The 26,941-nt window shown below is 58.0% G+C and carries 25 protein-coding genes; 16 read left to right on the forward strand and 9 right to left on the reverse strand.

What is annotated here, in order from left to right; all coding sequences use genetic code 11:
* Positions 1–5: 5 nt before the first annotated feature.
* Entirely contained in the window at positions 6–584 is a 579-nt protein-coding gene (locus tag AXW11_RS15315; RefSeq protein WP_041336666.1) for an elongation factor P hydroxylase, read from the reverse strand.
* Positions 585–734: 150 nt separating this feature from the next.
* On the opposite strand from AXW11_RS15315, the gene dsbD reads away from it, so the two are divergent.
* On the forward strand, positions 735–2,648 hold the full coding sequence (gene dsbD, locus AXW11_RS15320) for a protein-disulfide reductase DsbD (RefSeq protein WP_091641354.1): 1,914 nt from the start codon (positions 735–737) through the stop codon (positions 2,646–2,648).
* A gap of 10 nt (positions 2,649–2,658) precedes the next feature.
* On the opposite strand, the gene tusA is transcribed toward dsbD, so the two are convergent.
* Complete coding sequence (gene tusA, locus AXW11_RS15325) at positions 2,659–2,898, reverse strand: sulfurtransferase TusA (RefSeq protein ID WP_041334240.1); 240 nt, start codon at positions 2,896–2,898, stop codon at positions 2,659–2,661.
* A gap of 89 nt (positions 2,899–2,987) precedes the next feature.
* Between tusA and AXW11_RS15330 the strand changes: the two genes are divergently transcribed.
* A complete protein-coding gene (locus AXW11_RS15330) occupies positions 2,988–3,272 on the forward strand; it encodes an antibiotic biosynthesis monooxygenase family protein (RefSeq protein WP_041334237.1) in 285 nt (94 codons plus the stop codon).
* Between the two features lie 20 nt (positions 3,273–3,292).
* Here the strand turns inward: AXW11_RS15330 and rlmM are convergent, their stop codons facing one another.
* Positions 3,293–4,369, reverse strand: a complete 1,077-nt coding sequence (gene rlmM, locus AXW11_RS15335) for a 23S rRNA (cytidine(2498)-2'-O)-methyltransferase RlmM (RefSeq protein ID WP_091641356.1) — start codon at positions 4,367–4,369, stop codon at positions 3,293–3,295.
* Positions 4,370–4,481: 112 nt separating this feature from the next.
* On the opposite strand from rlmM, the gene AXW11_RS15340 reads away from it, so the two are divergent.
* Complete coding sequence (locus tag AXW11_RS15340) at positions 4,482–6,323, forward strand: sensor domain-containing diguanylate cyclase (protein WP_075196235.1); 1,842 nt, start codon at positions 4,482–4,484, stop codon at positions 6,321–6,323.
* Between the two features lies 1 nt (position 6,324).
* On the opposite strand, the gene AXW11_RS15345 is transcribed toward AXW11_RS15340, so the two are convergent.
* Positions 6,325–6,987 carry an alpha/beta family hydrolase gene (locus AXW11_RS15345; protein WP_052479672.1) on the reverse strand — a complete coding sequence of 221 codons (663 nt, stop codon included), beginning with the start codon at positions 6,985–6,987 and terminating at the stop codon, positions 6,325–6,327.
* 228 nt (positions 6,988–7,215) lie between these two features.
* Between AXW11_RS15345 and ccoN the strand changes: the two genes are divergently transcribed.
* The 9 genes from ccoN to AXW11_RS15390 all read left to right on the forward strand — a co-directional run bounded on the left by ccoN (position 7,216) and on the right by AXW11_RS15390 (position 15,886).
* A complete protein-coding gene (gene ccoN, locus AXW11_RS15350) occupies positions 7,216–8,646 on the forward strand; it encodes a cytochrome-c oxidase, cbb3-type subunit I (RefSeq protein WP_007153696.1) in 1,431 nt (476 codons plus the stop codon).
* A 15-nt stretch (positions 8,647–8,661) separates the two neighbouring features.
* Positions 8,662–9,270 (forward strand): cytochrome-c oxidase, cbb3-type subunit II, encoded by a 609-nt coding sequence (ccoO, locus tag AXW11_RS15355; RefSeq protein ID WP_007153695.1) that lies wholly within the window; start codon positions 8,662–8,664, stop codon positions 9,268–9,270.
* A 5-nt stretch (positions 9,271–9,275) separates the two neighbouring features.
* Entirely contained in the window at positions 9,276–9,461 is a 186-nt protein-coding gene (locus AXW11_RS15360; protein WP_036205261.1) for a CcoQ/FixQ family Cbb3-type cytochrome c oxidase assembly chaperone, read from the forward strand.
* Positions 9,458–10,348: a cytochrome-c oxidase, cbb3-type subunit III gene (ccoP, locus tag AXW11_RS15365; RefSeq protein ID WP_041334233.1), complete on the forward strand. Its 891-nt coding sequence runs from the start codon at positions 9,458–9,460 to the stop codon at positions 10,346–10,348. Before AXW11_RS15360 ends, ccoP begins: the two co-directional genes overlap by 4 nt.
* 132 nt (positions 10,349–10,480) lie before the next feature.
* Complete coding sequence (gene ccoG, locus AXW11_RS15370; protein ID WP_075196237.1) at positions 10,481–11,914, forward strand: cytochrome c oxidase accessory protein CcoG; 1,434 nt, start codon at positions 10,481–10,483, stop codon at positions 11,912–11,914.
* A gap of 44 nt (positions 11,915–11,958) precedes the next feature.
* Positions 11,959–12,474 (forward strand): FixH family protein, encoded by a 516-nt coding sequence (locus AXW11_RS15375; protein WP_091641359.1) that lies wholly within the window; start codon positions 11,959–11,961, stop codon positions 12,472–12,474.
* Complete coding sequence (locus AXW11_RS15380) at positions 12,471–14,918, forward strand: heavy metal translocating P-type ATPase (protein WP_091641362.1); 2,448 nt, start codon at positions 12,471–12,473, stop codon at positions 14,916–14,918. Before AXW11_RS15375 ends, AXW11_RS15380 begins: the two co-directional genes overlap by 4 nt.
* Before the next feature lie 54 nt (positions 14,919–14,972).
* On the forward strand, positions 14,973–15,188 hold the full coding sequence (gene ccoS / locus AXW11_RS15385; protein WP_198324936.1) for a cbb3-type cytochrome oxidase assembly protein CcoS: 216 nt from the start codon (positions 14,973–14,975) through the stop codon (positions 15,186–15,188).
* Positions 15,188–15,886, forward strand: a complete 699-nt coding sequence (locus AXW11_RS15390) for a sulfite exporter TauE/SafE family protein (RefSeq protein WP_085680187.1) — start codon at positions 15,188–15,190, stop codon at positions 15,884–15,886. The genes ccoS and AXW11_RS15390 overlap by 1 nt, the downstream gene beginning before the upstream one ends.
* Positions 15,887–15,915: 29 nt before the next feature.
* On the opposite strand, the gene ttcA is transcribed toward AXW11_RS15390, so the two are convergent.
* Positions 15,916–16,827, reverse strand: coding sequence for a tRNA 2-thiocytidine(32) synthetase TtcA (ttcA, locus tag AXW11_RS15395; protein ID WP_041334229.1), 912 nt, complete (start codon positions 16,825–16,827; stop codon positions 15,916–15,918).
* 74 nt (positions 16,828–16,901) lie between these two features.
* Between ttcA and AXW11_RS15400 the strand changes: the two genes are divergently transcribed.
* The 3 genes from AXW11_RS15400 to AXW11_RS15410 are packed head-to-tail and all read left to right on the forward strand — an operon-like array spanning position 16,902 to position 19,305.
* A complete protein-coding gene (locus AXW11_RS15400; protein WP_041334226.1) occupies positions 16,902–17,546 on the forward strand; it encodes a TetR/AcrR family transcriptional regulator in 645 nt (214 codons plus the stop codon).
* Between the two features lie 27 nt (positions 17,547–17,573).
* Positions 17,574–18,236, forward strand: coding sequence for a DNA-J related domain-containing protein (locus tag AXW11_RS15405; protein WP_041334224.1), 663 nt, complete (start codon positions 17,574–17,576; stop codon positions 18,234–18,236).
* Between the two features lie 46 nt (positions 18,237–18,282).
* Positions 18,283–19,305 carry a polysaccharide deacetylase family protein gene (locus AXW11_RS15410; protein ID WP_052479485.1) on the forward strand — a complete coding sequence of 341 codons (1,023 nt, stop codon included), beginning with the start codon at positions 18,283–18,285 and terminating at the stop codon, positions 19,303–19,305.
* Between the two features lie 3 nt (positions 19,306–19,308).
* Here the strand turns inward: AXW11_RS15410 and AXW11_RS15415 are convergent, their stop codons facing one another.
* The 4 genes from AXW11_RS15415 to AXW11_RS15430 all read right to left on the reverse strand — a co-directional run bounded on the left by AXW11_RS15415 (position 19,309) and on the right by AXW11_RS15430 (position 23,930).
* Positions 19,309–20,301, reverse strand: coding sequence for a MalM family protein (locus AXW11_RS15415; RefSeq protein WP_226909927.1), 993 nt, complete (start codon positions 20,299–20,301; stop codon positions 19,309–19,311).
* A gap of 95 nt (positions 20,302–20,396) precedes the next feature.
* Positions 20,397–22,022: an OmpP1/FadL family transporter gene (locus AXW11_RS15420; protein ID WP_075196246.1), complete on the reverse strand. Its 1,626-nt coding sequence runs from the start codon at positions 22,020–22,022 to the stop codon at positions 20,397–20,399.
* A 37-nt stretch (positions 22,023–22,059) separates the two neighbouring features.
* Positions 22,060–23,070 carry a hypothetical protein gene (locus AXW11_RS15425; RefSeq protein ID WP_041334221.1) on the reverse strand — a complete coding sequence of 337 codons (1,011 nt, stop codon included), beginning with the start codon at positions 23,068–23,070 and terminating at the stop codon, positions 22,060–22,062.
* 59 nt (positions 23,071–23,129) lie between these two features.
* Positions 23,130–23,930 carry a C39 family peptidase gene (locus AXW11_RS15430; RefSeq protein ID WP_085680181.1) on the reverse strand — a complete coding sequence of 267 codons (801 nt, stop codon included), beginning with the start codon at positions 23,928–23,930 and terminating at the stop codon, positions 23,130–23,132.
* Positions 23,931–24,182: 252 nt separating this feature from the next.
* Here AXW11_RS15430 and malT point away from each other — a divergent pair, with 252 nt between their 5' ends.
* Entirely contained in the window at positions 24,183–26,939 is a 2,757-nt protein-coding gene (gene malT / locus AXW11_RS15435; RefSeq protein WP_052479483.1) for an HTH-type transcriptional regulator MalT, read from the forward strand.
* The last annotated feature ends 2 nt before the right edge of the window (positions 26,940–26,941 follow it).

A 26,941-nucleotide genomic window follows, 5' to 3' on the forward strand; every position in this document is an offset into this window, starting at 1 on the left:
TTGCTTCAATCTACCTCAGTGTCTGTGGCGGAATCGTCGGGCATCAGGCGCCTGGTCTCTTTCTTCCAGACTTCGTTAAAATCAGCCGCGGTTCCGTAAAATGTCTTGAGCGTCTCGAAAAACAGGCCCGCGCGGGCCGGCATGCCGTGCTCAAGGTAATAATCTGCCTGCGCCCGCACATTCCTGCGAAAGGCGTTCTCATCCCATGCCCCGCAACCGGAGAGATTGTCGACGCTGATGTGGAAACGTGTGCCCGATGCGGCAGAGAACAGCCATTCCAGGGCCTGCGGCTTGATTTCAGCCTTTTCAAAGGCTTGCTGCTGCGCCTCGTCGCGGCCATCGGGACAGTACCAGTAGCCAAAGTCCCGAAGTGTGCGCCGGTGCTCACCGGCGATACACCAATGACTGATTTCATGCAGAGCACTGGCATAATAACCGTGAGCAAAGATAATCTGTGCGTAACTGCCAGACGCCGTTGCGGGCAGGTATTCAGGCTCATCGCTGCCCTTGACCAGAACGGTCCGGTAATCCTCCCGGAACAGGTCACTGAACAGCATGATAAGATCATCAGGATCGTGTTTCATGGGACGGCTATTGTGCGACTTTAGACCGTTCAATACCAGAGGGAACTTTTGCCTGACAAATGAGTCCATTGCAACCTTGGGATGCAGGGTTTCAACAGACACTGAGACCACGCAGATATTTCCAGAACCAGCTACGGTAATCCATTGACTATGACCGGCAACAACACAGCCTCACGCAGTAGTGCTCTCCATCGGGTGCTGAGCCGCTTTTTAGTGTTTCTGGCACTGTCCGCCGTATCGCTGTTCGCGTCCGCGGCAGGCAATTCGCTGTTCGGCGGCAGCAACGATTTCCTTCCGGTGGACGAAGCCCTGCCGTTCAATTACACCGTCGATACCGGCGCTATTGTGCTGTCCTGGGACGTCACCCCTGAACACTACCTCTATAAAGGTCGCATCCAGGTAAGCAGCAAAACAGACGGCGTCACCCTGGGTGAACCTGATTTCTCCTACACAGGTACCGATACGGAGGATGAGTTCTTCGGCAAGGTCACGGTCTTCTACGACCCGGTTCAGGCACGCGTCCCGGTCAATCTTCCGGAAGGCGTCCGCGAGGCGGAGCTTCAGGTTACCTACCAGGGCTGTGCCAAGGCAGGCCTGTGCTACCCGCCGCAAACCCGTGACGCGCTGTACTACGCCAGCGCCGGAAGCAACGACGCCCCCGTTCCTGCCGGCATGTCCGGCTCTTCGGGGTCATCAGGCAATGCCCAGTCATCGTCAACAAATGCACCCACGGATACATCCTCGGCGACCGGGCTCGCCGGCTTTTTGGCCAACCAGTCTGTCCTGGTCATCGCGGCCCTGTTTCTGCTACTTGGGCTGGGGCTGACCTTTACACCCTGCGTCCTACCCATGGTGCCAATCATTTCCTCACTGGTGTCCAGTCGCAACACCAGTACCACCGCCCACGCGCTGCTGCTTTCCGGCAGCTATGTCCTGGGTATGGCACTGACTTATGCCGCAGCGGGTGTGATTACCGGGTTACTGGGTGCCAGTTTCAACCTTCAGGCACACCTGCAGTCGCCGTGGGTGCTGAGCGTTTTCGCGGCACTGTTCGTGGTATTTGCCCTGTCCATGTTCAACCTGTTTGAGATCCAGCTTCCCCGGTTTATCCGGGAACCGCTCAACGATGCCAGCCATCGCCTGACCGGCAGCCGCGTGGTCAGCATCTTCGGCATCGGCGCGCTGTCAGCACTGATCGTTTCACCCTGCGTGTCGGCACCGCTTGCTGGCAGCCTGCTTTACATCAGTACCACCCAGGATGCCGTCATTGGAGGCGTTGCCCTGTTCGCCCTTGGGCTCGGCATGGGTATTCCCCTGATACTCGTGGCGGTGGGTGGCCGCAAACTGTTGCCTTCCACCGGTCCCTGGATGAACGTGGTTAAGGCCTTCTACGGCGTCATGCTGCTGGCGGTTGCAATCTGGTTGGTGGAACGGCTGGTACCAGCCTGGCTGGCGCTGACACTCTGGGGGTTACTGATTGCCGTGACTGGCGTGCAGCTCGGAGCCTTCGATGCCGCAAAGGCTGGCTGGGAGCGCACTCGCAAAGGCCTCGGCCTGGTGATGTTTGCCTACGGTATTGCGCTCTTGGCCGGCGCGGTGTCTGGCGCCAATGATCCAATGAAGCCATTAGCGCCGTTCACGGCAGCCAACCCGGCGGTTGCGGGTGGCCCCGCCTCCCAGATGGCCCACGCCCAGTTCCTCCGCCTGGAATCGCCCGCCGATATTCGCAATCAACTGGCCCAGGCCAAACGAAACGGCACCCCGGTCATGCTGGACTTCTACGCCGACTGGTGTATCTCCTGCAAGGTTATGGAGCGGAACGTTTTCAGCAATGACTCTGTGATCCAGGCGCTGTCACCCTACACACTGCTGCAACTGGACATGACGGACAACACGCCCGCCCAGCAGGCACTGCTTGAGGAGCTGGGGCTGTTCGGCCCGCCAGCCATTCTGTTCTATGGCAACGATGGGGCTGAGCTGGAAACCGCCCGGATACTGGGCGAAATGGACCGCGAACAGTTCCTCGGCCATCTGAACGCACTGGACATGTCGGGCGGCTCCTGACAGCCTTCAGTCACTCCCCTCGTCGGATGAAGTAAACAAATTCCTGGTCATCCTCGGCGCTGTACACCAGCTCGTGATTCAGGAACTGGCAGAACCTCGGTATATCCCGGGTTGTTGACGGGTCCGTGGCAACCACCTTCAAGACGCCCCCTATACTGATATCCACGATTCTATTATGCAGCAGCATGACGGGTTCGGGGCAAAACAGTCCCCGGGCGTCCAGCTCTGCATCGTGTTCCGGTTGTCCCAATGTTCTTCCTCCTGCGATTCCACCTGAATTTTGGAAAATACGTGCTAAATTATTGTTTATAGATGTCAAAAAACAAAACGAGGTAAACAATGATCCGGGTGCTGATTGAACGTCATATTGCTGAAACACTCGAATCCGCCTACGAGGACAGATCCCGCAAGGTCCTTCAGAACGCCGTAAGCGCCCCCGGCTTCGTTTCCGGTGAAACGCTGGTCGATACCCACGACTCCAACCATCGCCTTACCCTCTCCAACTGGCGCTCCGAAGCCGACTGGCAGCGCTGGTTCCTCTCAGAGGAACGCCGGGAACTGATGGCGGAGCTGATTCCAATGATGGACCGGGACGAGATTATCACCGTGTGGCAGCATAGCTAAAGCACGCTATTTACAGGCGCTCAGTCCCTGCGTTCTATGAAGCAGGTGATCTCCTCACGATCGTGGTAGAGGTGACGGGCCCTCAGCAGGAAGTTCATTTCCGTCTGTGCAAGGCCTTCTTCCAGGATGTCCTTGCACACCAACCACTCGTCGTATCGTTTTTTCATCGGTAGTTTCAGATTGAAAACGGTATAGCGACAAAGCTTGGCAGACAGCCAATGCACGACCATCTCCGAGGTTCGGCGTGGATGGTCGACGATATCGCACACCATCCAGTCCACACCGCGCCGGGGCCTCCATTGATAACCATCTGCCTCAACATGCTCTACGTGTCCGGAAGCCATCAACTCAGCATTCATGGGCCCATTATCAACGGCGGTCACCATCATACCCTGCCGGACCAGTTGCCAGGTCCAGCCACCGGGAGCAGCGCCCAGATCCACAGCCTGCTTGCCGCTTCCCAGGTAGTCCAGTTCCTGGCCCGGGGGCAGGAACACCTTCCACGCTTCTTCCAGTTTCAGCGCCGATCGGCTGGGGGCGGACGCGGGCAGTCGAAGCCTTGGTATACCACTGACGTAACGCGCACGATTGCTGGCCAGGCTGAACCCGACGATGGCGCGTTCAAACCCCGTCAACAACACTTCAAGCCGTGCCGGCGACTCAGCTTTCGAATCCTTCTCCAGTAACCCGGCGCCCCTGAGCGCTTTCGACAGTGGGGAAACCCATTTGCGGGCGAAGTTGCTGAGGTCTGCGTCAGCGTTGTTTTCGGGAAGACGAATTTCAATACGGGCACAGACAGGAATCGCCCCATCAACGGACCGCAATGCGTCAATAACGGCGCCGACGCGATCCGACGTGGGCAGGGCTACGTCCGCTAAAACCACAAACCAGTCCCTGACAAACACCAGCTGGTCGATGGACAGCCGCTGGACCAGCATCTCCACCTGCCCGGGCCCCGGGCAGTGAAAGGTCAGAAATCCCTGGTTTACAGAGGGCTCGAAGTAACCATAGACCTCGCCGCTGGCAGCCGAGTCGGTTAACTCCCGCCCCGCTTCCGTCTCGAACCCGGGACGACAAATTGCAATCAGTTGTTCCATTAGGCACCTGGACAGGGCTTCTCACCAGAAACCCCAAATTTGAATCTGTTTAACATATACACAGCCCGCATTTGTCTACACTATTGGGCTTTCCGCTGGCAGGAATACCTTAATGCCGCTGTACCTGCGCTTTCTGTTCCCACTGATCGGGCTATTACTGGTCACGGACCTGTCACTGGCGACCCATCCGGGAACGACACCTCATTGCCCGGCGCTGGACGCCAACGATCCGGTGCAACGGGAAGCGTTGATGAACCATGTCTGCTTCCTGAGCGCAGCACCCGACACGCCCGCACATCGGGCCGAATCCCCCCGTGAACTGCCGGCCGATATTCAATGGACATCCGCCAGGGGACACGATCTGGTATTCAGCCACACCGATTCGGTGTACTGGGTTCGCCTCAATGTTCGGAATTCCGACGATAGCCAGAAGCTCTGGTACCTGAAGCTCAATTACCCACTGCTGGATGAAGTAACGTTCTGGCGCTCCAGCGAACTCGTTGAACCAGCCTTGACCACGGGGGACCAGCACCCCTTTCTCTCGCGGGGCATAGATTACCGGTATTTCCTGCTCCCCGTCACGCTCGGCGCTGGCGAAACCCAAACCATCACCTTGCGGATTCAGAGCAGCGGGGCATTGAACGTTCCGCTGTCGCTGAAAACGCCGGAAACGACGATTGCGGAAAGCAACCACCTTACCCTCCTGCACGGCTTCTTCTATGGGGCGTTGCTGGTCTTTGCGGTATTCAACCTGCTGCTCTTTTTCAGTTCCGGCACCGGCTACTACTTCTACAACGCCTTTTACATGGCATCCCTGGGGCTGTTCCTGTTCGCCATGGGCGGTTTCGCCAACCAGTATTTCTGGCCCGACAGTACCGGTTTCGCCAATACATCGATTCCCATGCTGATGTCGATCAGTTCGCTGGCCATGACCCTGTTCGGGCGCTCATTCCTCGAAATCCCCACCAACACGATTGCGAACAAGGTGTTGACGGGGCTTGCCCTGACCAGCGCAGGCCTGTTCATCATGGCATTCCTGTTGCCCTACAACAGATCCATCGTATTGAATACCGGGATTGCACTGCTGATCATTGCCTGCCTGTTTATCATTGGCATCATCCGCTGGCGCCAGGGATATTCTCCCGCCAAGTGGTACGTAGTGGCATGGTCTGGCATGTTGGCAGGCGCCCTGATCTATTCAATGGCTGCCTTTGGTTACCTGGCTGACTTCCTGGCACGGGAAATCTTTATGCAGGCCGCCGTTGGAGCACAGGTTATTCTGCTCAATTACGCCATGGTGCAGCGTTGGCGGCTATTGAATAAAAAGCTTCTGGACGTAGAGCATAACGCCAGAACCGAGCTCGAGTTAAAGGTGCATGAACGCACCGCGCAGCTTCGCAGCACCATGAGAGAGCTGGAAAAGGCAAACCGGCAGCTGGCAACCCTAAGCCTCAATGACGCTCTGACCGGGCTCCATAATCGCCGTCATATGGACAACCTGCTGCCGGAACTCTGTGCCGAAGCCCGACGTACTGGTCAACCCCTGACCATTGCTCTATTGGATGCCGACCACTTCAAGGCTGTCAACGACTCCTGGGGGCACGAGTTTGGTGATCGTTGCCTGCAACACATTGCCGACATTCTCAGGCGCCACGTCAAACGACCCCGTGATGTTGCTATCCGCTTTGGCGGAGAGGAATTCGCCATCCTGTTACCCGGCACCGACGCGAATGGCGCTCTGGGTGTCTGTGAAGGGATTCTTGAGGATATCGCTGCGATACGCGTGCCTGCGGACGATGGCACACCGGTTACGCTGACCATGAGCGCCGGTACCGCCACGTTATCCCAGGGGGATGATGAGCGAGATCTGTTCCGGCGTGCCGATGAGGCGCTCTATCGTGCCAAAGCGTGCGGTCGAAACCGGACTGAGCAAGCGACGCCCGAGGTCTCCTGACTCATTCCTGCCCGATCATAAACCTCGCAGCTGCTGCCGCCGCCTGCTGAATCAGATCTTCCCGGCTCTCACTCTGTCGCGCCAGGGGCCGATAATCGTGGTCTCCACCTTCCAGCCACGCCAAATTTACGTTATCCAGGGTGTCCAGTGCACGCGCCTCAACCTCTGCCTGTTTGCCGAAAGGGTCCCGCGTTCCCTGAATGATCTGTATTGGCCGGCACAGTGACTGGAAATGATCCGTCCGCCACCGATCATTTTTGCCAGGAGGATGAAAGGGATAGCCGAAACACACAGCACCACGCACCGCGTCGTCAATGCCGGGCTCAGCAGCCAGAATGCTGGCCATTCTTCCCCCCATGGACTTGCCTCCGACAAAAACGCCGGCCTGCCCGTCGATGCCGGCGCAAGTTTCTGCAATGACCGTGCGGAAATGCCCAAGCAGTGTTGGCTGGCGGTCTGGTGGCCGCTTTTTACCATCCTCCCGCCGCTTCTCCATATAGGGGAACTCAAACCTGACGGTCGTCACGCCCTGCGCTGAAAGCGCTGCCGCCAGGAGCTCCATGAACGGCGAATCGGCGGGTGCACCTGCGCCATGTGCAAGGACAAGCACCGGCGCTGCCACACTACTTTTCGCCCTGGTTTTGAATACGGTTACAGAATTCACCAAACCTCCGAATTATGACTATCATTAGTGTTCCGGGAAGCAATGCATCAACCGAACATCAAAAACCGCTTTTGGAGCATTCGTGATTACCCTTGTAGATTCGCCATGTTACTGATTTAGACCCAGTTGACAGAGTTTCAGAGTTGATCTACGTCATTGCAAACAGCTAATCGTTTCTCCATACTTGCGCCCGCATATTTTCCCCACTCTAAACCCATTGGTAAGGCTATGAGCACAGTAAATGCTAACCTGACATACAACTACAAGGTGGTGAGACAGTTTGCCATCATGACGTTGGTCTGGGGCATTGTTGGCATGGGCATGGGTGTGCTGATCGCATCCCAGCTTGTTTGGCCCTCGATGAACCTGGATTTCTCCTGGACTCACTTCGGTCGTTTACGGCCGCTCCACACAAACCTCGTCATCTTCGGGTTTGGTGGTTCGGCACTGTTTGCCACCTCCTATTACGTTGTTCAGCGTACCTGTCAGGCGCGACTGATCTCCGATGGGCTCGCGGCGTTCACCTTCTGGGGCTGGCAAGCCGTGATGGTTGCGGCGATCATTACCCTGCCAATGGGCCTCACCTCTTCCAAGGAATACGCAGAACTCGAGTGGCCAATTGATATCCTTATCGCCATTGTCTGGGTGTCCTACGCACTGGTTTTCTTTGGCACAATCATGCGGCGCGCCACTGCCCACATCTATGTGGCCAACTGGTTCTACGGCGGTTTCATCCTGACCGTGGCCATTCTGCACATTGGTAACAACCTGGCCTTACCGGCGGGCGCCTTCAAATCCTACTCCGCCTACGCGGGCGTGACAGACGCGATGATGCAGTGGTGGTGGGGCCACAACGCGGTCGGTTTCTTCCTGACTGCAGGCTTCCTGGGGATGATGTATTACTTTGTTCCCAAACAGGCCAACCGCCCTATCTACTCTTATCGCCTGTCCATCGTTCACTTCTGGGCGCTGATTGCGACCTACGTATGGGCGGGTGGCCACCACCTGCACTACTCGGCGTTACCGGACTGGGCCCAAACCGCGGGCATGGTAATGTCTCTGATCCTGCTTGCACCCTCCTGGGGCGGCATGATCAACGGTATGATGACGCTGTCGGGTGCCTGGCACAAACTGCGTACCGACCCGATCCTCCGCTTCCTCGTGGTGTCTCTGTCGTTCTATGGCATGTCTACGTTTGAAGGCCCGATGATGGCCATCAAGACGGTTAACGCGCTGTCGCACAACACGGACTGGACCATTGGCCACGTACACTCCGGTGCACTGGGCTGGGTTGCCATGATCAGTATCGGCGCCATCTATCACCTGATTCCCAAGCTGTGGGGCCTTCAGGCCATGTACAGCGTCAGCCTGATCAACGTCCACTTCTGGCTGGCCACCGTGGGCACCGTACTCTACATCGTTGCCATGTGGGTGAACGGTATTATGCAGGGGCTTATGTGGCGCGCCGTCAACGAAGACGGAACCCTGACCTACAGTTTTGTCGAAGCCCTTGAAGCGTCCGAATCAGGCTATTTCGTGCGATTCCTTGGCGGTGTGATTTTCCTGACCGGTATGCTGGTGATGGCATACAACGTATACATGACCGTGCGTCAGAAGGAAGCCGTTGCTCAGGACAATACAGCAGCGCAAGCGGCGTAACGGGAGACAGAATCAATGAAACACGAAATTGTTGAAAAGAACCTGGGGCTGATGATCGTACTGATCATCTTCACCATCAGTGGTGGTTTCCTGGCAGAAGTGGTTCCGCTGTTCTTCCTGGACGAGACCAACGAGCCGGTTGAAGGCCTTGAGCCCCTGTCAGCACTGGAACTGGAAGGCCGGGACATCTATATCCGTGAAGGCTGTCACGTCTGCCACACCCAGCAGATCCGCCCGTTCCGCGCTGAAACCGAGCGCTACGGCCACTACTCCGTTGCGGGCGAGTTTGTCTACGATCGTCCGTTCCTGTGGGGCTCCAAGCGTACCGGTCCTGACCTGGCCCGTGTCGGTGGTCGCTACTCCGACGCCTGGCAGCGCCAGCACCTGTACGATCCCCGCAGCGTTGTGCCTGAATCCAACATGCCCGCTTTCCCGTGGCTGTTCGAGAATCGCATCGATCACACCAGCACCGAGTCCAAGCTGGAAACGCTCCAGACCCTGGGCGTGCCCTATACCGACGAGCAGGTTGCCGGTGCGGCCGACGAAGTCAGGGGCAAATTCGAAATCGAAGCCCTGGTGGCGTACCTGCAGCAGCTTGGTACCGTGATTTCAGATAAACGGTGATCCCCATGGATATTAACGAGTTACGCGGCATTCACTCACTGGTCATTATGGCCATGTTCCTTGGCATCATCTGGTGGGCCTACAGCGCCCACCGGAAGAAGCCCAACGACGAGGCGGCCCACCTGCCCTTCGAGGATGACGACGTGGAAAAGCGTACTCTTGAACAGGAACAAACGGAGAAAAAGCAATGAGTACCTTCTGGAGCATCTGGATCAGCGTGATCGTGCTCGGTACCGTGTTTGGCTGTTGGTGGCTTCTGTATGCCACCCGCAAGGGCCAGACCACCGATACTGAAACCAACAAAACCGTTGGTCATTCGTTCGATGGCATTGAAGAATACGACAACCCGCTGCCAAAGTGGTGGTACTACCTCTTTATCGCGACCTGTGTTTTCGCACTGGGCTATCTCGCCCTGTACCCGGGCCTGGGTAACTACAAGGGTCTGCTGGGATGGACCGCTGAGAACCAGTGGCAGGCCGAAATGCAGCAGGCCGATGCCCGTTACGGCGAGCTCTACGCCAAGTTTGGTGACACACCGGTGGCCGAGCTGGCAGAGAACGACGACGCCATGAAAATGGGCCAGCGGCTGTTCGCCAACAACTGTGCTGTCTGCCACGGTTCCGCAGGGCGCGGCTCCCTCGGGTTTCCCAACCTGACGGATGACGACTGGCTGTATGGCGGCGACCCGGACACCATCCTGACCACCCTGCACCAGGGGCGTAACGGCAACATGCCCGCGAAGGGCACCATGCCGGGCATGACCTCTGAGCAAGTTGATCAGGTTGTAAACTACGTGCTCAGTTTCAGCGACCGGGCAAAAGACGAGGAAGCCGCTGCCAAGGGCGAGCAGGTGTTTGCACAGGCCTGCGTGGCCTGTCACGGTCAGGACGGCAAGGGCAACCAGGCTATGGGCGCCCCGAACCTCACCGACAATACCTGGCTGTACGGCTCCACCTACGAGTGGATCAAGGAAACCGTGGTAAACGGTCGTGCGAACCAGATGCCCGCACAGGGTGACCGGCTCTCCGACGATCAGATCCAGATCCTGGCTGCGTACGTCTACAGCCTGTCCAACTGAGTACCCGGCCGGGATTCTGTCCCGGCCCGGTCTGCTCAACCCTTGACCTGCCACCTGCGGACCAAGGCTTGAGAAGATCGACTGCCCCACAGTCCACTGTGAATCAGGGCGCCACATCATCGGGAGGTAACGATGAGCAGTGAGATTCCGGTCAAACAGATTGACCCATCCTCTGACACCTCCGACAACAATAAAAACACCGGAACTGTCGAGCTATACGCCAGCCGCAAAAAGATCTACGTCAAAGGGGTCAAGAAGGGCTTCTTTCAGCGTATCCGGAATGTCAGCCTGACAGCTCTGATGGGCATGTACTTCCTGTTCGTCTGGTTTACCGTGGATGGTCAGCCGCTGATTCATTTCGATCTCCCGGCGCGGGAATTCCACCTCTACGGAACCACGTTCTATCCCCAGGATTTTATCCTGCTGTCGGGTATGCTGATCATCGCCGCTTTTGGTCTGTTTTTTATCACCACGCTGTTCGGCCGGGTGTGGTGTGGCTACACATGCCCCCAAACCGTTTGGACATTTATCTTCATGTGGGTGGAGGAGCGTATAGAGGGCAGCCGCAATAAGCGGATGAAGCTGGACAAGGCGCCCCGTTCCGCTGAGAAAATCGCCAAAAAATCCGCAAAGCACTCCGCGTGGCTACTGATTGCGCTCGCCACCGGCCTGACCTTTGTTGGTTACTTCTACCCCATCCGTGAACTCATCACCGACCTGTTCACCCTGCAGGCCAACGGTTGGGCCTATTTCTGGGTCGCCTTCTTTACGGCCGCCACCTACCTGAACGCCGGCTGGCTGCGTGAGCAGGTATGTCTGTATATGTGCCCCTACGCCCGCTTCCAGTCCGTCATGTTCGACCCCGATACCCGCGTGGTGTCCTATGATCCCAACCGGGGGGAGCCCCGCGGCGGGCGCAAGAAAGGCATTGAACCCTCGGAACTGGGCCTTGGTGACTGCATCGACTGTGGCCAGTGTGTTCAGGTATGCCCTACCGGCATCGACATTCGAGATGGGCTGCAGTACGAGTGTATTGGCTGCGCGCTGTGCATTGATGCGTGTGACGAAGTCATGGACAAGATGGAATATCCGCGCGGCCTGATTCGCTATACCACTGAAAACGAACTGGAAGGCAAAACCTCGAAGCTGATGAGACCGCGCACCTTTGGTTACGGGCTGGTATTGCTGCTGATGGTTGGCGCGATTGTATTCACAATTGCCACCCGGGTTCCGGCACAGCTTGATGTCCTGAGGGATCGAGGCGCCCTCTTCAGCTTCAATGGTGAAGGCCGGGTAGAGAATACCTACACTCTCAAAGTCGCCAATATGTCGGAAGTGCCCCAGACCTTTACGATCTCGGTTTCAGGCCTGGAAGGCATCCGGTTGCTGACCGAGAACACCCTGACGGTGGCGAGCAGTGAGAACCGGGCACTGCCGACGGTGGTGGATGTCGCGCCCGAGAAACTCTCGGAAAGCAACAATGCCATTGTCTTCACGCTTGAATCACAATCCGACGAATCGCTCGTTCTTGAAACCGAAAGCCGGTTTGTCGGTCCAAATCGCTGATCCCCTGACACCAACCAGGGAGACCAGCCTTGAGAGACAGCACTATGAATGAAAACGCACCCGTCGTTCCCTGGTACCGGCAACCCTGGCTCTGGTTCCTGCTGATATTTCCCGGCGCCGCCATTATCTGGTGCTCCATCGCCATTACGGTCGCGATAAACACCGACAACTCCATGGTAACCGACGACTATTCCAAGGAGGGTCGCGGGATCAACATGGCAATTGCACGCGACCAGAAAGCCGAAGACCTGGGCCTGACGGCAGATATGACATTTGGCGAACGGGAAATCACCCTCTCCATGGATACTGCCGACGGCCCTGCGAACTACCCTTACCTGATACTGAGCCTGTATCACCCGACCATGTCGGAGTACGACCGCACCATACAATTCCGGGCAATCGGCGAGGGACTATACAGCGCCACCCTGAATCAGCCGATTGAAGGCCGCTGGTACTTTGACCTGCGTGGCCCGGACAACCAATGGCGACTGAAAGGTGAGTCCAGCCTGCCATCGCAACGCTCCCTGAGCCTCGGTGCGGTCACAGAAGACCGCGGGTGATCCCCTTGGATTGTTATCATTGTGGTGAGCCGGCCACTGGAACGCCACCCATCACCCTGGAACTCGAAGGAGCGTTGCGACACTTCTGCTGCGTTGGGTGCAAGGCGGTCTGTGAGACCATTCGCGCCGAAGGCCTCACCGGGTTCTACCAGTTCCGCACCGAGCCGGCCGTCACCCCGAAGGCACTCAGCGATTCCGAACGGAACCGTATCCTCGAAGTGGACCATCCCCTGGTTCAGAAGTCGTTTGTATCTCCCGTTACCGCTGGCCAGGAAGCCACACTGCTTGTAAGCGGCATCACCTGCGCCGCTTGCATATGGTTGCTGGAAAACCACATGGCCAGGCAACCGGGCGTGGTGTCATTTTCCGTCAATCACAGCACCCAGCGCGCGCGACTGATCTGGAACCCGGAGCACTCAAAACTCAGCCAGCTACTGATTGCCGTCCATGAACTGGGCTATCGAGCCCGCCCCTATCAGGCCGATGAGGCCGAGAAAGCCCTGAAAGCCGAACATCGCTCTGCACTGGTCCGCCTGGCTGTCGCGGGGATAGGCTCGTTCCAGAGCATGATGCTGGCCTTTCCGCTTTATTTCGAACTGGTGAATGACCTGTCGCCAGAGTTTGTCAGTTTTTTCCGCTGGTTCAGTCTTCTGGTCGCCACCCCCGTAGTCCTTTACAGCGCTCGTCCGTTCTTCACAAACGCATTCAGGGATCTTCGCAGCCGTCACCTGACCATGGACGTACCGGTGGCCACCGCGATTGGCCTAGCCTATGTCGCCAGCGCATGGGTGACGGTATTCGGCGGCGAGGAAGTCTATTTCGAGTCCGTCTGTATGTTTACCTTTTTCCTGCAGCTTGGCCGCTACATTGAGATGCAGGCCCGTTACCGCGCCGGGCTGACAGGCAACGCGCTGGCCGGCTTCCAGCCCATGGTCGCCAACCGCATCCAGGGGAACGGCAGTGATATCGTCGCCACCCATGACCTGGCTGCCGGCGACGTTATTCGCATCCGGCCTGGCGAAACATTGCCCGCAGACGGCGTCATCGTCAGCGGCCACTCCACCCTTAACGAAGCGGCTTTGACCGGTGAATATCTGCCGGAAACCCGTAGCGAGGGTGACCCCGTCCATGCTGGCAGCATCAACGGCGAGAACCCGTTGGAGGTTGAGGTTCGCCGCGCCGGCACACAGACCAGACTGTCCGGCATTTTGCGGGTGCTGGATCGGGTGCAGGCTGAGAAGCCACCCGTTGCGCTGGCGGCCGATCGAATTGCCGGCGTGTTTGTCAGCCGTGTGCTGATCCTGGCCCCACTCATCTGGATTGGCTGGTGGATGGCCGGCGCCGATAATGCCTTCGACATTACGCTCTCGGTACTGGTAGTGACTTGCCCCTGCGCCCTGTCGCTCGCCACTCCAACGGCAATAACGTCGGCAACCATGAGACTTCGCAAGCTGGGCTTCCTTCCAACACGCGGACACACTCTGGAATCCCTGAACACCATCGACACGGTGATTTTCGATAAAACCGGCACCCTGACCCGAGGTGAGCTCAGCCTGGTGGATACCCGAACCTTCGGCAACCTTGATGCGGATCGATGCCGGCAACTGGCAGCCAGCCTGGAGAAACATTCGGAACACCCGATCGCCAGGGTATTCCACCAGATACCCGGTTACGCCGCCAGGCAGGTACAAAACCACTTGGGCGGTGGTCTCTCGGGACAGATAGACGGGGCACCCCTCTATATTGGCCACCGGGATTTTGTGGAAGAGAAGGTGGGTAGCCCGGCGCCGGAAGCCGACACCTCCAAAGGCATGGAGATATGGCTGGCCACGGACCGTGGCTGGATGGCCAGGTTCACACTGGACGACGAGCCCAGACCGGATGCAAGAGAAGCCGTCCAGGCCCTGCAAAATGCAGGACTGCGCACCATTCTGCTCAGCGGCGACCGCTCAGGACACGTTGAGCAGATAGCAGGCAGACTCGGCATTGATGAAGCCATCGGCCAGGCCTCACCGGAAGAGAAACTCCGCGTACTGGAGAACCTCCGCGACCAGGGCCACCACATCATGATGGTGGGTGATGGCCTCAACGACCTGCCCTCCATGGCCGGTGCTGGTGTGTCCGTGGCCATGGGAAGCGCTGCCGATCTGACCCAACTCAAGGCCGATGCAGTGCTGTTGAGTGGGCAGTTAACGCAACTGTCCGAAGCCCTGAAAGCCGGCCAGGACACACGCCGCGTCATCCGCCAGAACATGGCCTGGGCACTGGCCTACAACGTCTGCGCCCTGCCCCTGGCGGCAGCGGGTCTGGTTCCACCCTGGCTGGCGGCCATCGGCATGTCCCTCAGCTCACTGGTGGTGGTACTCAATGCCATGCGGCTAGGTAGGCAGCGAGGCAACCCGGTATCCCACGCCCCGGCGGTTGGCGCCGAAGCAACGTCCTGATACCGTGAACACTGAATCACCCAATACGTTTGAGGTAGCCCTGTGCAAATCGTAATGATCCTGGTTCCAGTCATGCTGATCCTGGTGGCACTAGGCATCCTGCTGTTCTCCTGGGCCGTCAAGAACGGCCAATACGATGACCTTGATGGACCGGCCCATCGCATCCTTTATGACGATGACAAAGACATGATCCCGGACGACGCCAAACAACCCAAGCAGGATGCCAACTCCAACTCTGCCGAGGAGCCGGGCGACAGCCACAAATCCTGATGGGCGAAGAACTTTACCTGAGTTATTCCAGCGCCTTCCTGATTGGCCTGCTCGGCAGCACCCATTGCCTGAGTATGTGCGGAGGGATCAGCGCGTCACTGTCCATGGCACTGCCTGTTGGCCGGGGCTTCCGTGTTCGCCAGACCGCCATGCTGCTCGCCTTCAATGGCGGGCGGATTGGCAGCTACGCAGCGATTGCGGCCCTGATCGCGCTGCTGAGCACCAGCGCCTCGGCCTATTGGACGCAACTTGGCCCGATACTTCGAACAATGGCAGGGATACTGCTGATCCTGATGGGACTGTCCATGGGGCAGTGGTGGCAAGGCATCCGCTACGTGGAACGCATCGGTGCCCCGGTCTGGAAACGTCTGTCACCGCTCACCGCCCGAGTGCTCCCGGTGCATCATTTCCACCAGGCGCTCATCCTTGGCGCACTCTGGGGCTGGTTGCCCTGCGGGCTGGTCTACAGCACCCTGGGCTGGGCTGCCCTGCAACCCTCGGTGGGCAGCGCGGCCACCACCATGTTGTTCTTCGGCCTCGGTACCCTGCCATCCATGCTGGCCACCGGTTACGCCGCCACCTGGATCCGAAAACTGCGGGAACACCAACGCTTTCGGCAGATCGCCGGACTGCTGCTGATTGGTTTCGGTATCTGGACCCTTCCTGTCACTGCCTTTTTGCATACCGGTCACGGATAGACAAGGGCTGGACTACCCGCTCGAACTGATCAGATATTAAGCACGTCCAACCGTCCGAAATCGGGTGTTTGGGGCTCGACCGTCCCGGCACTTTGGCCCGGCTCGGAATGGCGGTGACCCTCACGGAAGTTGTACAGGGAGGTATCGGCGAGGTGTGACGGCTCAACGTTACACATGGCCCGAAACATGGTTTCCAGGCGCCCCGGGTGCTGCTTGTCCCAGGTCTGGAACATGTCCTTGATCACCTGACGCTGCAGGTTTTCCTGGGAACCGCAGAGGTTGCAGGGAATGATCGGGAACTCGCGCAAGCTGGCGTAGCGCGCAATGTCTTTCTCCCGGCTGTATGCCAACGGGCGAATCACCGTGTTCCGGCCGTCGTCGCTGTGCAGAACCGGCGGCATGGATTTCAGCTTGCCGCCATAGAACATGTTCAGGAACAGCGTTTCCAGCAGGTCATCCCGATGGTGCCCCAAAGCAATCTTGGTAACGCCGTGTTCTTCCGCAAAATTATAGAGAATTCCGCGACGTAGGCGGGAACAAAGTCCGCAGGTGGTCTTCCCTTCCGGTACTTTTTCCTTAACAATACTGTAGGTGTCCTTCTCGATGATGTGATACTCAATATCAAGAGCCGAAAGGTACTCAGGCAGCACTTCTTCCGGGAAGCCGGGCTGCTTCTGATCCAGGTTCACAGCAATCAGCTCAAAGCGCACCGGCGCGCTTTTCTGGAGATTCAGCAGGATATCGAGCATGGCGTAGGAGTCCTTGCCGCCAGACAGGCAGCACATGACTTTGTCACCAGCCTCGATCATCGAGAAATCAGCAATCGCCTGCCCCGTTTCCCGGCGCAGGCGCTTCTGCAGCTTGTTCAGTTCCAGTTTCTGCTTGCGCTCCGCTTCAGGAGCCTGGGCGGTTTCGGAGTTGGCAGTTATTGCTTCGGGCATAGGAAAACGTCGTTCATAAGGTCAGTGAGCGTCGGATTATACGCGTGCAAAAGTTCCAGGGACAGGATACAGACATGGATATGTTAGACACAAAACCGGAAGCCACCGGTAAACGGGAATTCAACCGTATTCGCAACCGCAGTGCCATTCTTGACGCGGCGCGGGAGTGCTTTCGGGAACGGGGGTACGACAACTCCACCATCCGCGATATCGTACGCCGTACCGGCCTGGCGGCAGGCACCTTCTACAATTATTTTTCCAGCAAACAGGACATTTTTGCAGCTCTGCTGACAGATTTCCTAAGCGGCCTCAATCACAACCTTACCGAGTGCCGAAAGTCCGCCAATTCCGCTGAAGACTTCATCTACTTTGCATACCTTTCGCTGTTCCGGGCCACCGCCAGCGACCCCCTGGTTTACGAGCTGGCGCATCGTAACGATCGTGCCATCCGTGAACTGTTCGGCTCAGACATTCTCGGGCTTGCCATGCTCTCCCTGGAGGACGATGTCAGGAACGCCGTTGAGCGTGGCCTGTTGCCGGAGATGGACGAAGAGTACCTGTGCGCCGCTTTCTTCGGGGTAGGCTACGAACTCAGCTTGCGCCTGGCCTACCGTGCCCACAATCGGCCCGCCGAGGCCGAGGCCGAGGCCAGGAATGCCACCCGGTTCGCGACCAACCTGTTCCTGAAGGGGTTGGAGCGGGACATGCCTCTTCCGTAACGGCGCCCTGTCGCCTACCATTGGGGCATGAATCAACCCGATACCGCAACACAGGGCGCCAAGGCGCTGGATGGTGACGCGCCCAATGAGACGCTGAATTTTCAGATTCAGCACCTGCTGGTTGCCACCGAGCATATTCTTCGTCGGCACCCAGCCGGAATCAACGAGCTGGGCCTTATCAAAACCCTGCAAGAGCCGCCCTGGGAGCTGATTGGCGAGGTTAACTTTGGCGAACCGGACAAGCTCTATCCGGTCCATTTCCTGCTGTTCCATGTGCTGTACCGGCTACGGGATCAGCTCGCCACCGGCGGAGAAACCCTGACCATTTCGCCACTGGTGATCCAACTTCGCAAGAGTTCTGTGGTGGCGGGCGCAGGTGTGCCCGACCGCATGGACGAACTGCGGAATTTTTACCTGGACCTGTCCAAGTACGAACTGCCGGAAGACGCCATAAACCGGATGATGGACGATTTCTGGGCCGGGCGCAGCGGCAACCGACCCGCCGCCACAGAAGCGAGTGAAGCCGCAGCCGTCCTCGGTTTTGATGCCATTCCCCCTGGCTTTGACGACGTCAAACAACGCTTCCGGCGGGCAGTTATGCATGCGCATCCGGACCGGGGTGGCGAAACCGAAACCATCCAGGACCTAAACCAGGCCTTCGCCGTGCTCAAGGCACACTTTCGGACCTGATTGCACCGGAATTCCCGATTTCAAGGACACTCCAATGGCACCAAGAATGATGACCCGATCTCTCCTTCTCCTGCCCATCACGGCGTTCACGCTCACTGCCAATGCCGATCTGGTAGTGCTTCAGTACCACCATGTCAGTGACTCGACGCCGTCCTCCACCAGTACGTCAGTGTCCCTGTTCCAGGGACAACTGGATATGATTGAGGATCTGGGGCTGGAGGTCGTTCCGCTTGAATCAGGAACCCGCGCAGCACTGGCGGGTGAGCTGAACGACAGGTCCCAGGTTGCCATCACCTTTGATGATGCCTACGAATCCGTCTACTCACAGGCAGCGCCAGCCCTGCAAGAGCGGGGGTATGAGTACACCATATTCGTCAATACCGAGGCCGTGGGCAGCCATGGCTATATGACCTGGGATCAGTTGCAGGAAGTCAGAGATCGCGACGGCGTGACCATCGCCAACCACAGCAAAGACCACGGCCACCTCGCAAAACGCCCAGGTGAATCCGATAACGATTGGGAGGCACGTGTCAATCGCAGCCTGGATGAGGCCCAGGAAACACTCTCCGAAAAACTGGGGACCAACGTTCCGATGTTTGCCTATCCCTACGGCGAGTTTGACGACGCGTTATTACGCAAGATTGCGGCACGTGGCTGGCTCGGCTTTGGACAGCAATCCGGCGCCATCGGGGAGACTTCCGCCGCCACACGTCTGCCCCGATTCCCGGTGGCGAACGCCTACGGACAACTCAACAGCCTTGAAGACAAACTACGTAGCAAGGCGCTGCCAGTCGATGCCAACAAGCTGCCGGACGGCGTTATCTCTGAGAACCCGCCCACCCTCGCTTTTACCGTACCGAACACCATCAGCGTCGACCGGTTGAGTTGTTTTGCCTCCGGCCAGGGGCGCGTAGACTTCCAGGTATCGGGTGGAGATAAAGTCATTCTCAAGGCTCCTAGAAGCTTTAACAGCCGTCGTTTTCGCTACAACTGCACCCATCCGGCCCCCGATGGCAGCTATTATTGGCTGTCACAGCAATGGCTTGACCTGAGCCAGCCGGAAGACTGAACGTCACTCGCCAGCCCGGGAGAGACTGAGTTCACCGGTACGGGTGTGCGGGATGGCCTTGGGCCCGTACTTGTCCTCGATAACCGTCTGCCCCGCCAGATCCGCCCCGCGCGTGAAGATCACCATCCAACGCTCACCCCGGCTCGGGAACACCGGAATGTAAGCATGAAGGTAGCCGTACTGGTACCAGGATTCAGGAACATAGCTGGCAACCAGGTCAGTCACGATTCGAACCGGGGCGAACGAGGCATCAAGAAACGCCACCGAGGGCACAAACATTCCTTCGTGGTTGAACGACCTGAGGTGGAGGATGAAATCGGTAATTTGCTCCGGCGGCGGCAGCCTGACCAGACGGTAATGGCTTTCACCCGTGCTGAATGAATGGCGGGGGGCCTCGTCACCCATGGACACCCCGAATTCACGACCTTCCTGCCATTGCTCAGGCTCCGACCGTTCCAGCGCCTGACAGCATTGCCCTGCCCACTGCTGGAAAAAACGTTCCTCTCCGGGATCGATTCCCAGGACAGCCATGGCTTCGGGGTCAGCATCTTCCGGCAGGCCCGGCAGCCCGACCGTTTCTCCCGGTTGGTGGATACTGGCCTCCGTCAGTTGAATCGGCGGCTTGATGCGCCCCTTCTCGACAGCGGTCCGGTTATCCGGCTGGTAATAGCTGACACGAATATTGCCCTGGGCATCACGCCAGGTGAAATAAGGCTTGGGTTCGCCCGGACGAACATAGCCGTCTTTTTCGAGCTGATTGGCATCGGGATAGTTTTCGAGATTGAATTCTTCGTGGTACCCGCTGGAAGAAGCATCCCCGGAAGCCGACGAGTCCGCAGAGCCAGTTGGGGGAGCATCCTCAGCGTTTGCCTCCTTGCCCTCGCCCTTATCTCTCTCACCGGTGCTCTGCGGTATTGGCGACTGTCTTACCCGCCCCTGCTCGTCCACCCAGGTAAAATAACCCTCGCGGCTGCCAGAGGCGTCGGGGCCAGACAACTGGCAGCCACTTATAACGACAGCCAGACAAGCGATAACCATAAAATGGCATTTGGACATCGGGGCGAAACACCCTGTTCGTAAACGCGTTTGCGTCAGAATTTGGTACGGAAACTGAGACCTGCCGTGACAACTCGTAGCGAGGTTTTCACATCCAGCCCCGCATAGGGGTTGTAGATGATATTGGTAATATTGTCACAGTTTAGGTTACAACTGCCGTTGGCAGGAACCGTTTCTATGGATTGCAGATAGCTCAGGTTCATGTCGATCTCAGTATCCTTATCCCACCGATACCCCATACCAATACTGTAGAGGTTTGCACCGCCGAACGGCGCCATAATCTGGCGCTGGTCATCGGGAATTACCGAATCCCGGATTTCCATACCCGCGCGAAGGTCCAGACGGGACGACGCATGAAACTCCAGCCCAAAACCCCAGTTCCACTGATCGGTAAAACCGAGAGGCAACCTCAGTGTGTTGGGAGTGGCGTTCTGCGGTGACAGAATCCGCGCGGCGTTCAGGAACTCCAGGTTACGATCGAAGCGAAACACAAACGCGTCCCACTGCTTGTAGTCCGTCCAGCCAACGTCCACATTGACCGTCAGCTTGGGATGGACATCCAAGCTGATGCCGGTCTGGAAATGCTGGGGATAGGTCAGGTCCATGGAGACGTTGCCCGCTTCCCTTGGGGCACCGGACGGCAAGCTCAGGATAGCCGAGGTGATGGCACCCAGCACCGAGCCGTTGACGCTCTGCCAGAAGCCGGACCAGTCGTCGGTGTACTCTATCTCGAAAGTACCCTTCATATTCATGTCGGCTTCGGAGGTATAACTCGCCCCCCAGGCGAACCACTCATTGGGTTCCCACATCACACCCAGCGCGTAGGTGGGTGACAGGGTTTCCTGCACGTTGATACTCAAGGCACCAATGTCGTCCCAGGGCCCGACATTACCCCCGCAAAGGGCCAGCCATGGCTGCAGAGGCTCATCCCCACTTTCGCAGTTGAAGGCATCCTGAAGGACCTCCGCAACGCCCAATAGCATGTTGGGGGCGCGCATGTATTGATCTGCGGCAACCCCCATATGCGACAGATGGATCCCGGCACCCACGGACCACTCGTCGTTGATCTTGTAACCAACGGTTGGCGACAGATAAGTTGTCCGCTGCAAGGCCGTTGCCTGTGGCATATAGCGCCCCGGGTCGTCCTTGTCGCGATAGAAGCCGGCGGCCAGGGGCAGGTAGAAGGCGTTGCCAAAGGTCAGTTTCGACCCGGGCGGGTTGATGCTGATACCGGCAGACGGGGCGACGGCGGGGCCAGGCGGCGCCCGCAATATGCCAAACCCCGGGAGATACAGGGCAACATTGTTGGTATGGCTGTGTTTGTTTGCGACCGGGTCACGCTGTTTGCCAGTGAGAGGGTCTGTTTCCAGGCCATCAATGCCGAAAATCTCGTAGCCATCCGGGGCGTGGAAATCGGCGTCAATGTCCAGGTAAACGCTCATCAGGTTAACTTCAAGCTGACGCCCATCCAGCTTGGTCAGCCCCGCCGGGTTGTAATGGATCGCCATAATACCGGGCGGATCGGCCGTCACGGCGTTACCCAGGGCCAATGCCTTGGGATGAATGGTCAGGTTCTGTGCCAGCTGCGCCTCGACACCACAGGTCACCGAGGCTGCCATAATGGCAGCGGCAATCTGTCTCTTGTGGCTGGTTATTCCCATGAAATCTTCCCTTCCCGTAAAACGTCAGAGGCTGAACTCACTCTTTGAGACCTGAAAATCTGATGGGCAGGGACACGCCCAGCGAGAAATCAGGTGCGTCTTCGGTAAGGCCAATACCAAGGCTGGTGTTCACGATGGTGGTATCGCTCACGCGGGTACCCAGCGACATACTGAGGAAGCCACTCATCTGGTCCTGAGCAACGGCCTGAGTGCCATCACTGAAGGACAGGATGGTCTGGTCGCTGTAACTCAACTGGGCGGAGATGCTGAGGGAAATGTCGTAGGACAGCGAATAGGCGAAACCGGCGGAGCCGGAAAGCCCGAAGCCGGGTTCCAGTTCCTGTAACACCCTGGCGCCCCGGACTTGTTGGAGGTCCCTCTCAGGAAGGTTGTAGGTAGCGCTGGTAGACCCGAACACAACCACCGGGTCCAACACCTTTGAGAAACTTACGCCGCCGGCAACCGAATAGTAGCCGCTACCGGTGGACAGTTGCTCGTCTATATCAATCTCGTAGGGACTGACACCCGTCTTGGTTGTGAAAGTGCCGAAGACCGTCGTGGACATCTTGCCCGGCACGTAGGCAAAAGGCTGCCAGCGAGCGGTCGCGGAGATATCGCCAAAATCGTAGATGTTCAGTTCATCCTGGGTATCGTACTTAACCACCAGGGGTATCCGCGCACCGACAGTCAGGTTATCCAGCAGGCCATAATCGTAGGAAAACGCATTGGTGAAGTTGTGGGTCGCGGACGGCACCACATCGAGGTTGCGAACTGAACCGTCGGTGATCGCCAGGTCGAGACGCTGGTCACCGGTGTAGGAGTAATCGAACGAGTAGTTCAGGGAATGGGTGCCCTTCTTCTGCAACGAGTAGCTGGTCTCGGCTGCCTGGAACACCTCTTCCAACTGTTTGGATGAATCCTCGTCACCCTCCTGCCTGGCAAGTGCCTCCCTCGCCTCGTCTACGTTTCCTTCCTGCGACAATGCCATGGTTGGTAAAAGGCCAGTCACGGAAAAAAGGATAAAACCTCGCACTAACCAACGATTCATCCTGACTCCCTTATTTCTAATTGTATTGTTTCCTGTGTGCCGGCTTTGCGCCCGGCACGTTAATGGCGCCGGTAGAACAGCTGCTTCCGGGTATTCTCAACGCTGCCGTCCGGATTATTCTTCTGGCGTTCCAGCATGTTTCTGATCCGGCGTTCCGTGGATTCATGGAATTCGGGTAACTTCTGCAACGCCAGCAACGTCAATGTCTGGTCGTCCACAAACCGGAGGTCCTCCTCTTTCAACTCCAGGTAATCCAGCGGCTTGTCACTGCCGGGGAACACAATGAAGAGCACGTTGTCGTCCCAGCTCTCTTCAAACTGGGCGAGCGTGAAGGAGATATTGCCGACCGCCGGATCGGCGAGATACACCCGGCCGTCGCGGATGGTGCGCAGCACCACGAAGTGCTTGAAACCGGCGTGCTGGATGGGAACGATGGCCGGGTGATCGAGGTCAATCAGGTCATCAATCGTGGCGCGGAACCCGCCAGAGGGATAACCAAGGGCGGTAACGAGACGTTTCATGTCGAGCATGGAAAAGGCGCGGCGCTGCACAATCCGTTCACTCTCGCCGTAGTGAAGTAGCCCCTCCATGACTTGCCGCTCACCAAGGTTTCTACCGAGGTAGAAATTCAGAACCGTGGTCAAGGCGGCGCTACCGCAGCTGTAGTCGTAAGCCTGACGCACGATATTCCGGAACTTCTGCTCCACCAGAGGTTCCACCCGGGCGTCGGTTCTCAACTCAATGGGGCTGGTGTCAAAATCCTGCTCAATCACAATGGTGCCCTGTTCATAAGGCTCCACGACGACCGCCTCCTGGGCCATAGTGAAAGTGAGGATGGATCCGGCGAGTACCAGCAGCATGGTCAGACGAAGTCCCTGTTATTATTAGACATCACGTTTTCCGAGTTACATCTTGTTACGGTAAGATACCGAAATCGCTAACGCCTTAAAGATAACTGTGCCTCAAATCTGCCGCTGCAGAAGGGGCCCTCCCTGCCGGTTTTGAGAACTGGTTCATGCCCCTCAAATAGCGACAACGGGAAGTTGACGCAGAGCCACAAAGCCGGTATCACATTCTTTGCCACTGTCTGACACCAATTACTGAAGATCCTGATGACAACAACACTGAATCCGGGACAACTGACGTTCATCGCTGCCAAAAACCAGAGCCCACAACCACCACCCGCCCTTTTACACCGGGAAAAATTCAACGATCTTCTCCACGGCCTGGAACCGGTAAGCCTGCTGCTGGTGCATGCGCCCGCGGGCTATGGCAAAACCACCACGGTGGCGGACCGTCTTGAGGCACTGGAGGCCACCAGCGCCTGGTATCGCCTGGAGGTCGGCGACAACGACCCGGCCCGATTTGCAGGCTACCTGGCCAAGGCACTTGAGGTTGCAGCTCCCGGCAGCTGCAAGGCCACGCTGCGGAAGTTGCAGGAGAAGGGGTACGACGATCTGGAGGTTTTTCTCACCGACCTTCTGGCCGAGCTTCCCCTGGACGGGGAACCGTTGTATCTGGTGCTGGACGACTATCACCTGATTGACAACGAGGTCATACACAACGCACTGCGCTTCCTGCTGCGGCATCAACCTGCCTGCCTGACGCTCGTCCTGATCACCCGGACGGTGCCACCCATTGGCGTCGCGCAACTGAGGATGCAGGGACGGATGACCGAGATCACCTCACGGGATCTGGCCTTTGGTGCAGACGAAGCACAGAGCTACTTTGACAGCCGATTGCCGTTCGAGATTTCGCGGGAAAGCATCGAGCGGGCTGTCAGGCGGGTTGAAGGCTGGGTGTCGGCACTCCAGCTTCTGTCCGCATCCGCACTGACCAGCATCGAATTCAACGATTTTGTGGATCAGCTCGAGTACGGCAACCAGCACATCTTTGACTACTTTGACGAACTGGTTGGGCAGGGGCTGACGGAACAGCAGCGAACATTCCTGCTACGCACCAGCATACTGGACCGCTTCAACGCGCGGATGGTCATGCGGGTGATGGACGACAGCAATGGCCAGGCCCTGCTCAGTGGCCTTCTGTCCATGGGGCTGTTTATCACGCCCGTGGACAATTCCGCCCTGTGGTTCCGCTACCATCCGCTGTTTTCCGTCTATCTCCAGCACCTGTTGAGCTGCACCACCGAAGAAAACCGCCAACAGCTGCACCAACGGGCCAGTGACGCCTGGCTGGAACTGGACCACGCCGAAGAGGCCGCCCGCCACGCCATCGCCGCCGACGACGCGGACCGTATCACCCGCGTACTGACCATTCACGGCCGCAAGTTTTTCACCGAGGGCCAGTTTATCCTGCTGCAGCGTTGCCTCGACGCCCTGCCCCAGGATGTGATTGCCCAGGATCCGACGCTGACACTGCTCAGGGCCTGGGTGGCCCAGGGCCAGTACAAGTTTGACGAAGTTGAAAACTGGTTGTCGGCTGCGGAAACCCGTCTGGAAGCATCCATGACGGAAGACACCCAGCGCGCCGTGCATGGTGAGTTCAGTGCCATTCGTGCCCAGGTCGCCATGAATTATGGGGATGGAGAACGTGCCCTGGCCCTCGCCCGCGAGGCCATCGACCAGGAAGCCCGCTACTTGCCCACCTCCCGGGTGGCGGCGGCCTCTGTCATTGGGGAAGCTCTGTTTGTCCAGGGCGAACTGGAAGAAGCCCTCGCCCGCATGCAGGAAACCGAACACCTCGCCCGGGCGCACCAAGCCCACCAGAACGTGCTCTGGGCACTGTGTCAGCAGTCTGAAATCAGCGTTGCGATGGGCTTGTTGCAGAAGGCCTACAACATCCAGGAACGGGGTTTCCAGTACGCCGAGGAAAACCACCTCAACCACCTGCCGATACTGGAATTCCTGTTCCGCATCCGCAGTCAGATCATGTGGGAATGGCACCATCTGGAAAATGCTGAGCGGTGTGCGCTCCAGGGCATCGAGATCCTGGAAGCCCAGGGCGAGCGCTGGTACGTGCAAAGCTATACATCGCTGGCCAAGGTGGCCCATGCCAGGGGCCGGCAAAGCCTGTGCGCGGACTACATCGCCAAGATGCAGAAAATGCTCGCCTCCGGCGACTATCATCTGGACTGGGTCGCCAATGCCCACGCCACCATGCTCGCCTACTGGGATGCGGTTCGGGACCGGGAAGCCATACAACGCTGGCTGACCATCGCACCGCCCGTCGACCCCACCACAGCGACCAACCACTTCAATCAGTGCAACGGTCGCAACCGGGCTCGGGCGTACATGAGCCTGGGGCTGTACAGCAAGGCGCAGCCTCTGCTGACAGGACTGCAAGCCGTCGCGGAACAGGTGGGTCTTAAAACCGACCTCAACCGCAACCATATCGCGCTGGCGCTGCTTTACTGGGACACTGAAGACCGTGAGAACGCCCTGAAGCACATGGTCGCCGCGCTCCAACTGGCCAGCACCACCGGGGCCGTTGGCAGCTTCCTGCGTATGGGCAAGGTATTGATCGTGATCCTGAAAGCGCTGATCAATGACGAAGCCATTGACGGAATGGAACTGCAGCGCGCCGAACGTCTGATCCAGCTGGCACAGCAACAACGGGATTTCAGCCGCGCCATCCGGATTTCACTGGACGAAGCCATCATACAGGATATTATCGACCGGCCTGATGTACCCGAACTGATCCGCACATCTCCCCTTACCCGCCGGGAATGGCAGATACTCAGTCTGATCCACGCCGGCCTCTCGAATGACCAGATCGCCGAACACCTGAAAGTCGCCTCCACGACGGTGAAGACGCACATTCGCAGCCTCTACCAGAAGCAGAACATCAGCCACCGGTCAGAGGCCATTGAACTGGCCAAAGACCTGCTCAGCAAGATTCAGGGGGAGTGATA

Origin of the sequence: Marinobacter sp. Hex_13 (genome assembly GCF_001566815.1) — a bacterium.
Taxonomy (GTDB): Bacteria; Pseudomonadota; Gammaproteobacteria; order Pseudomonadales; family Oleiphilaceae; genus Marinobacter; species Marinobacter salarius.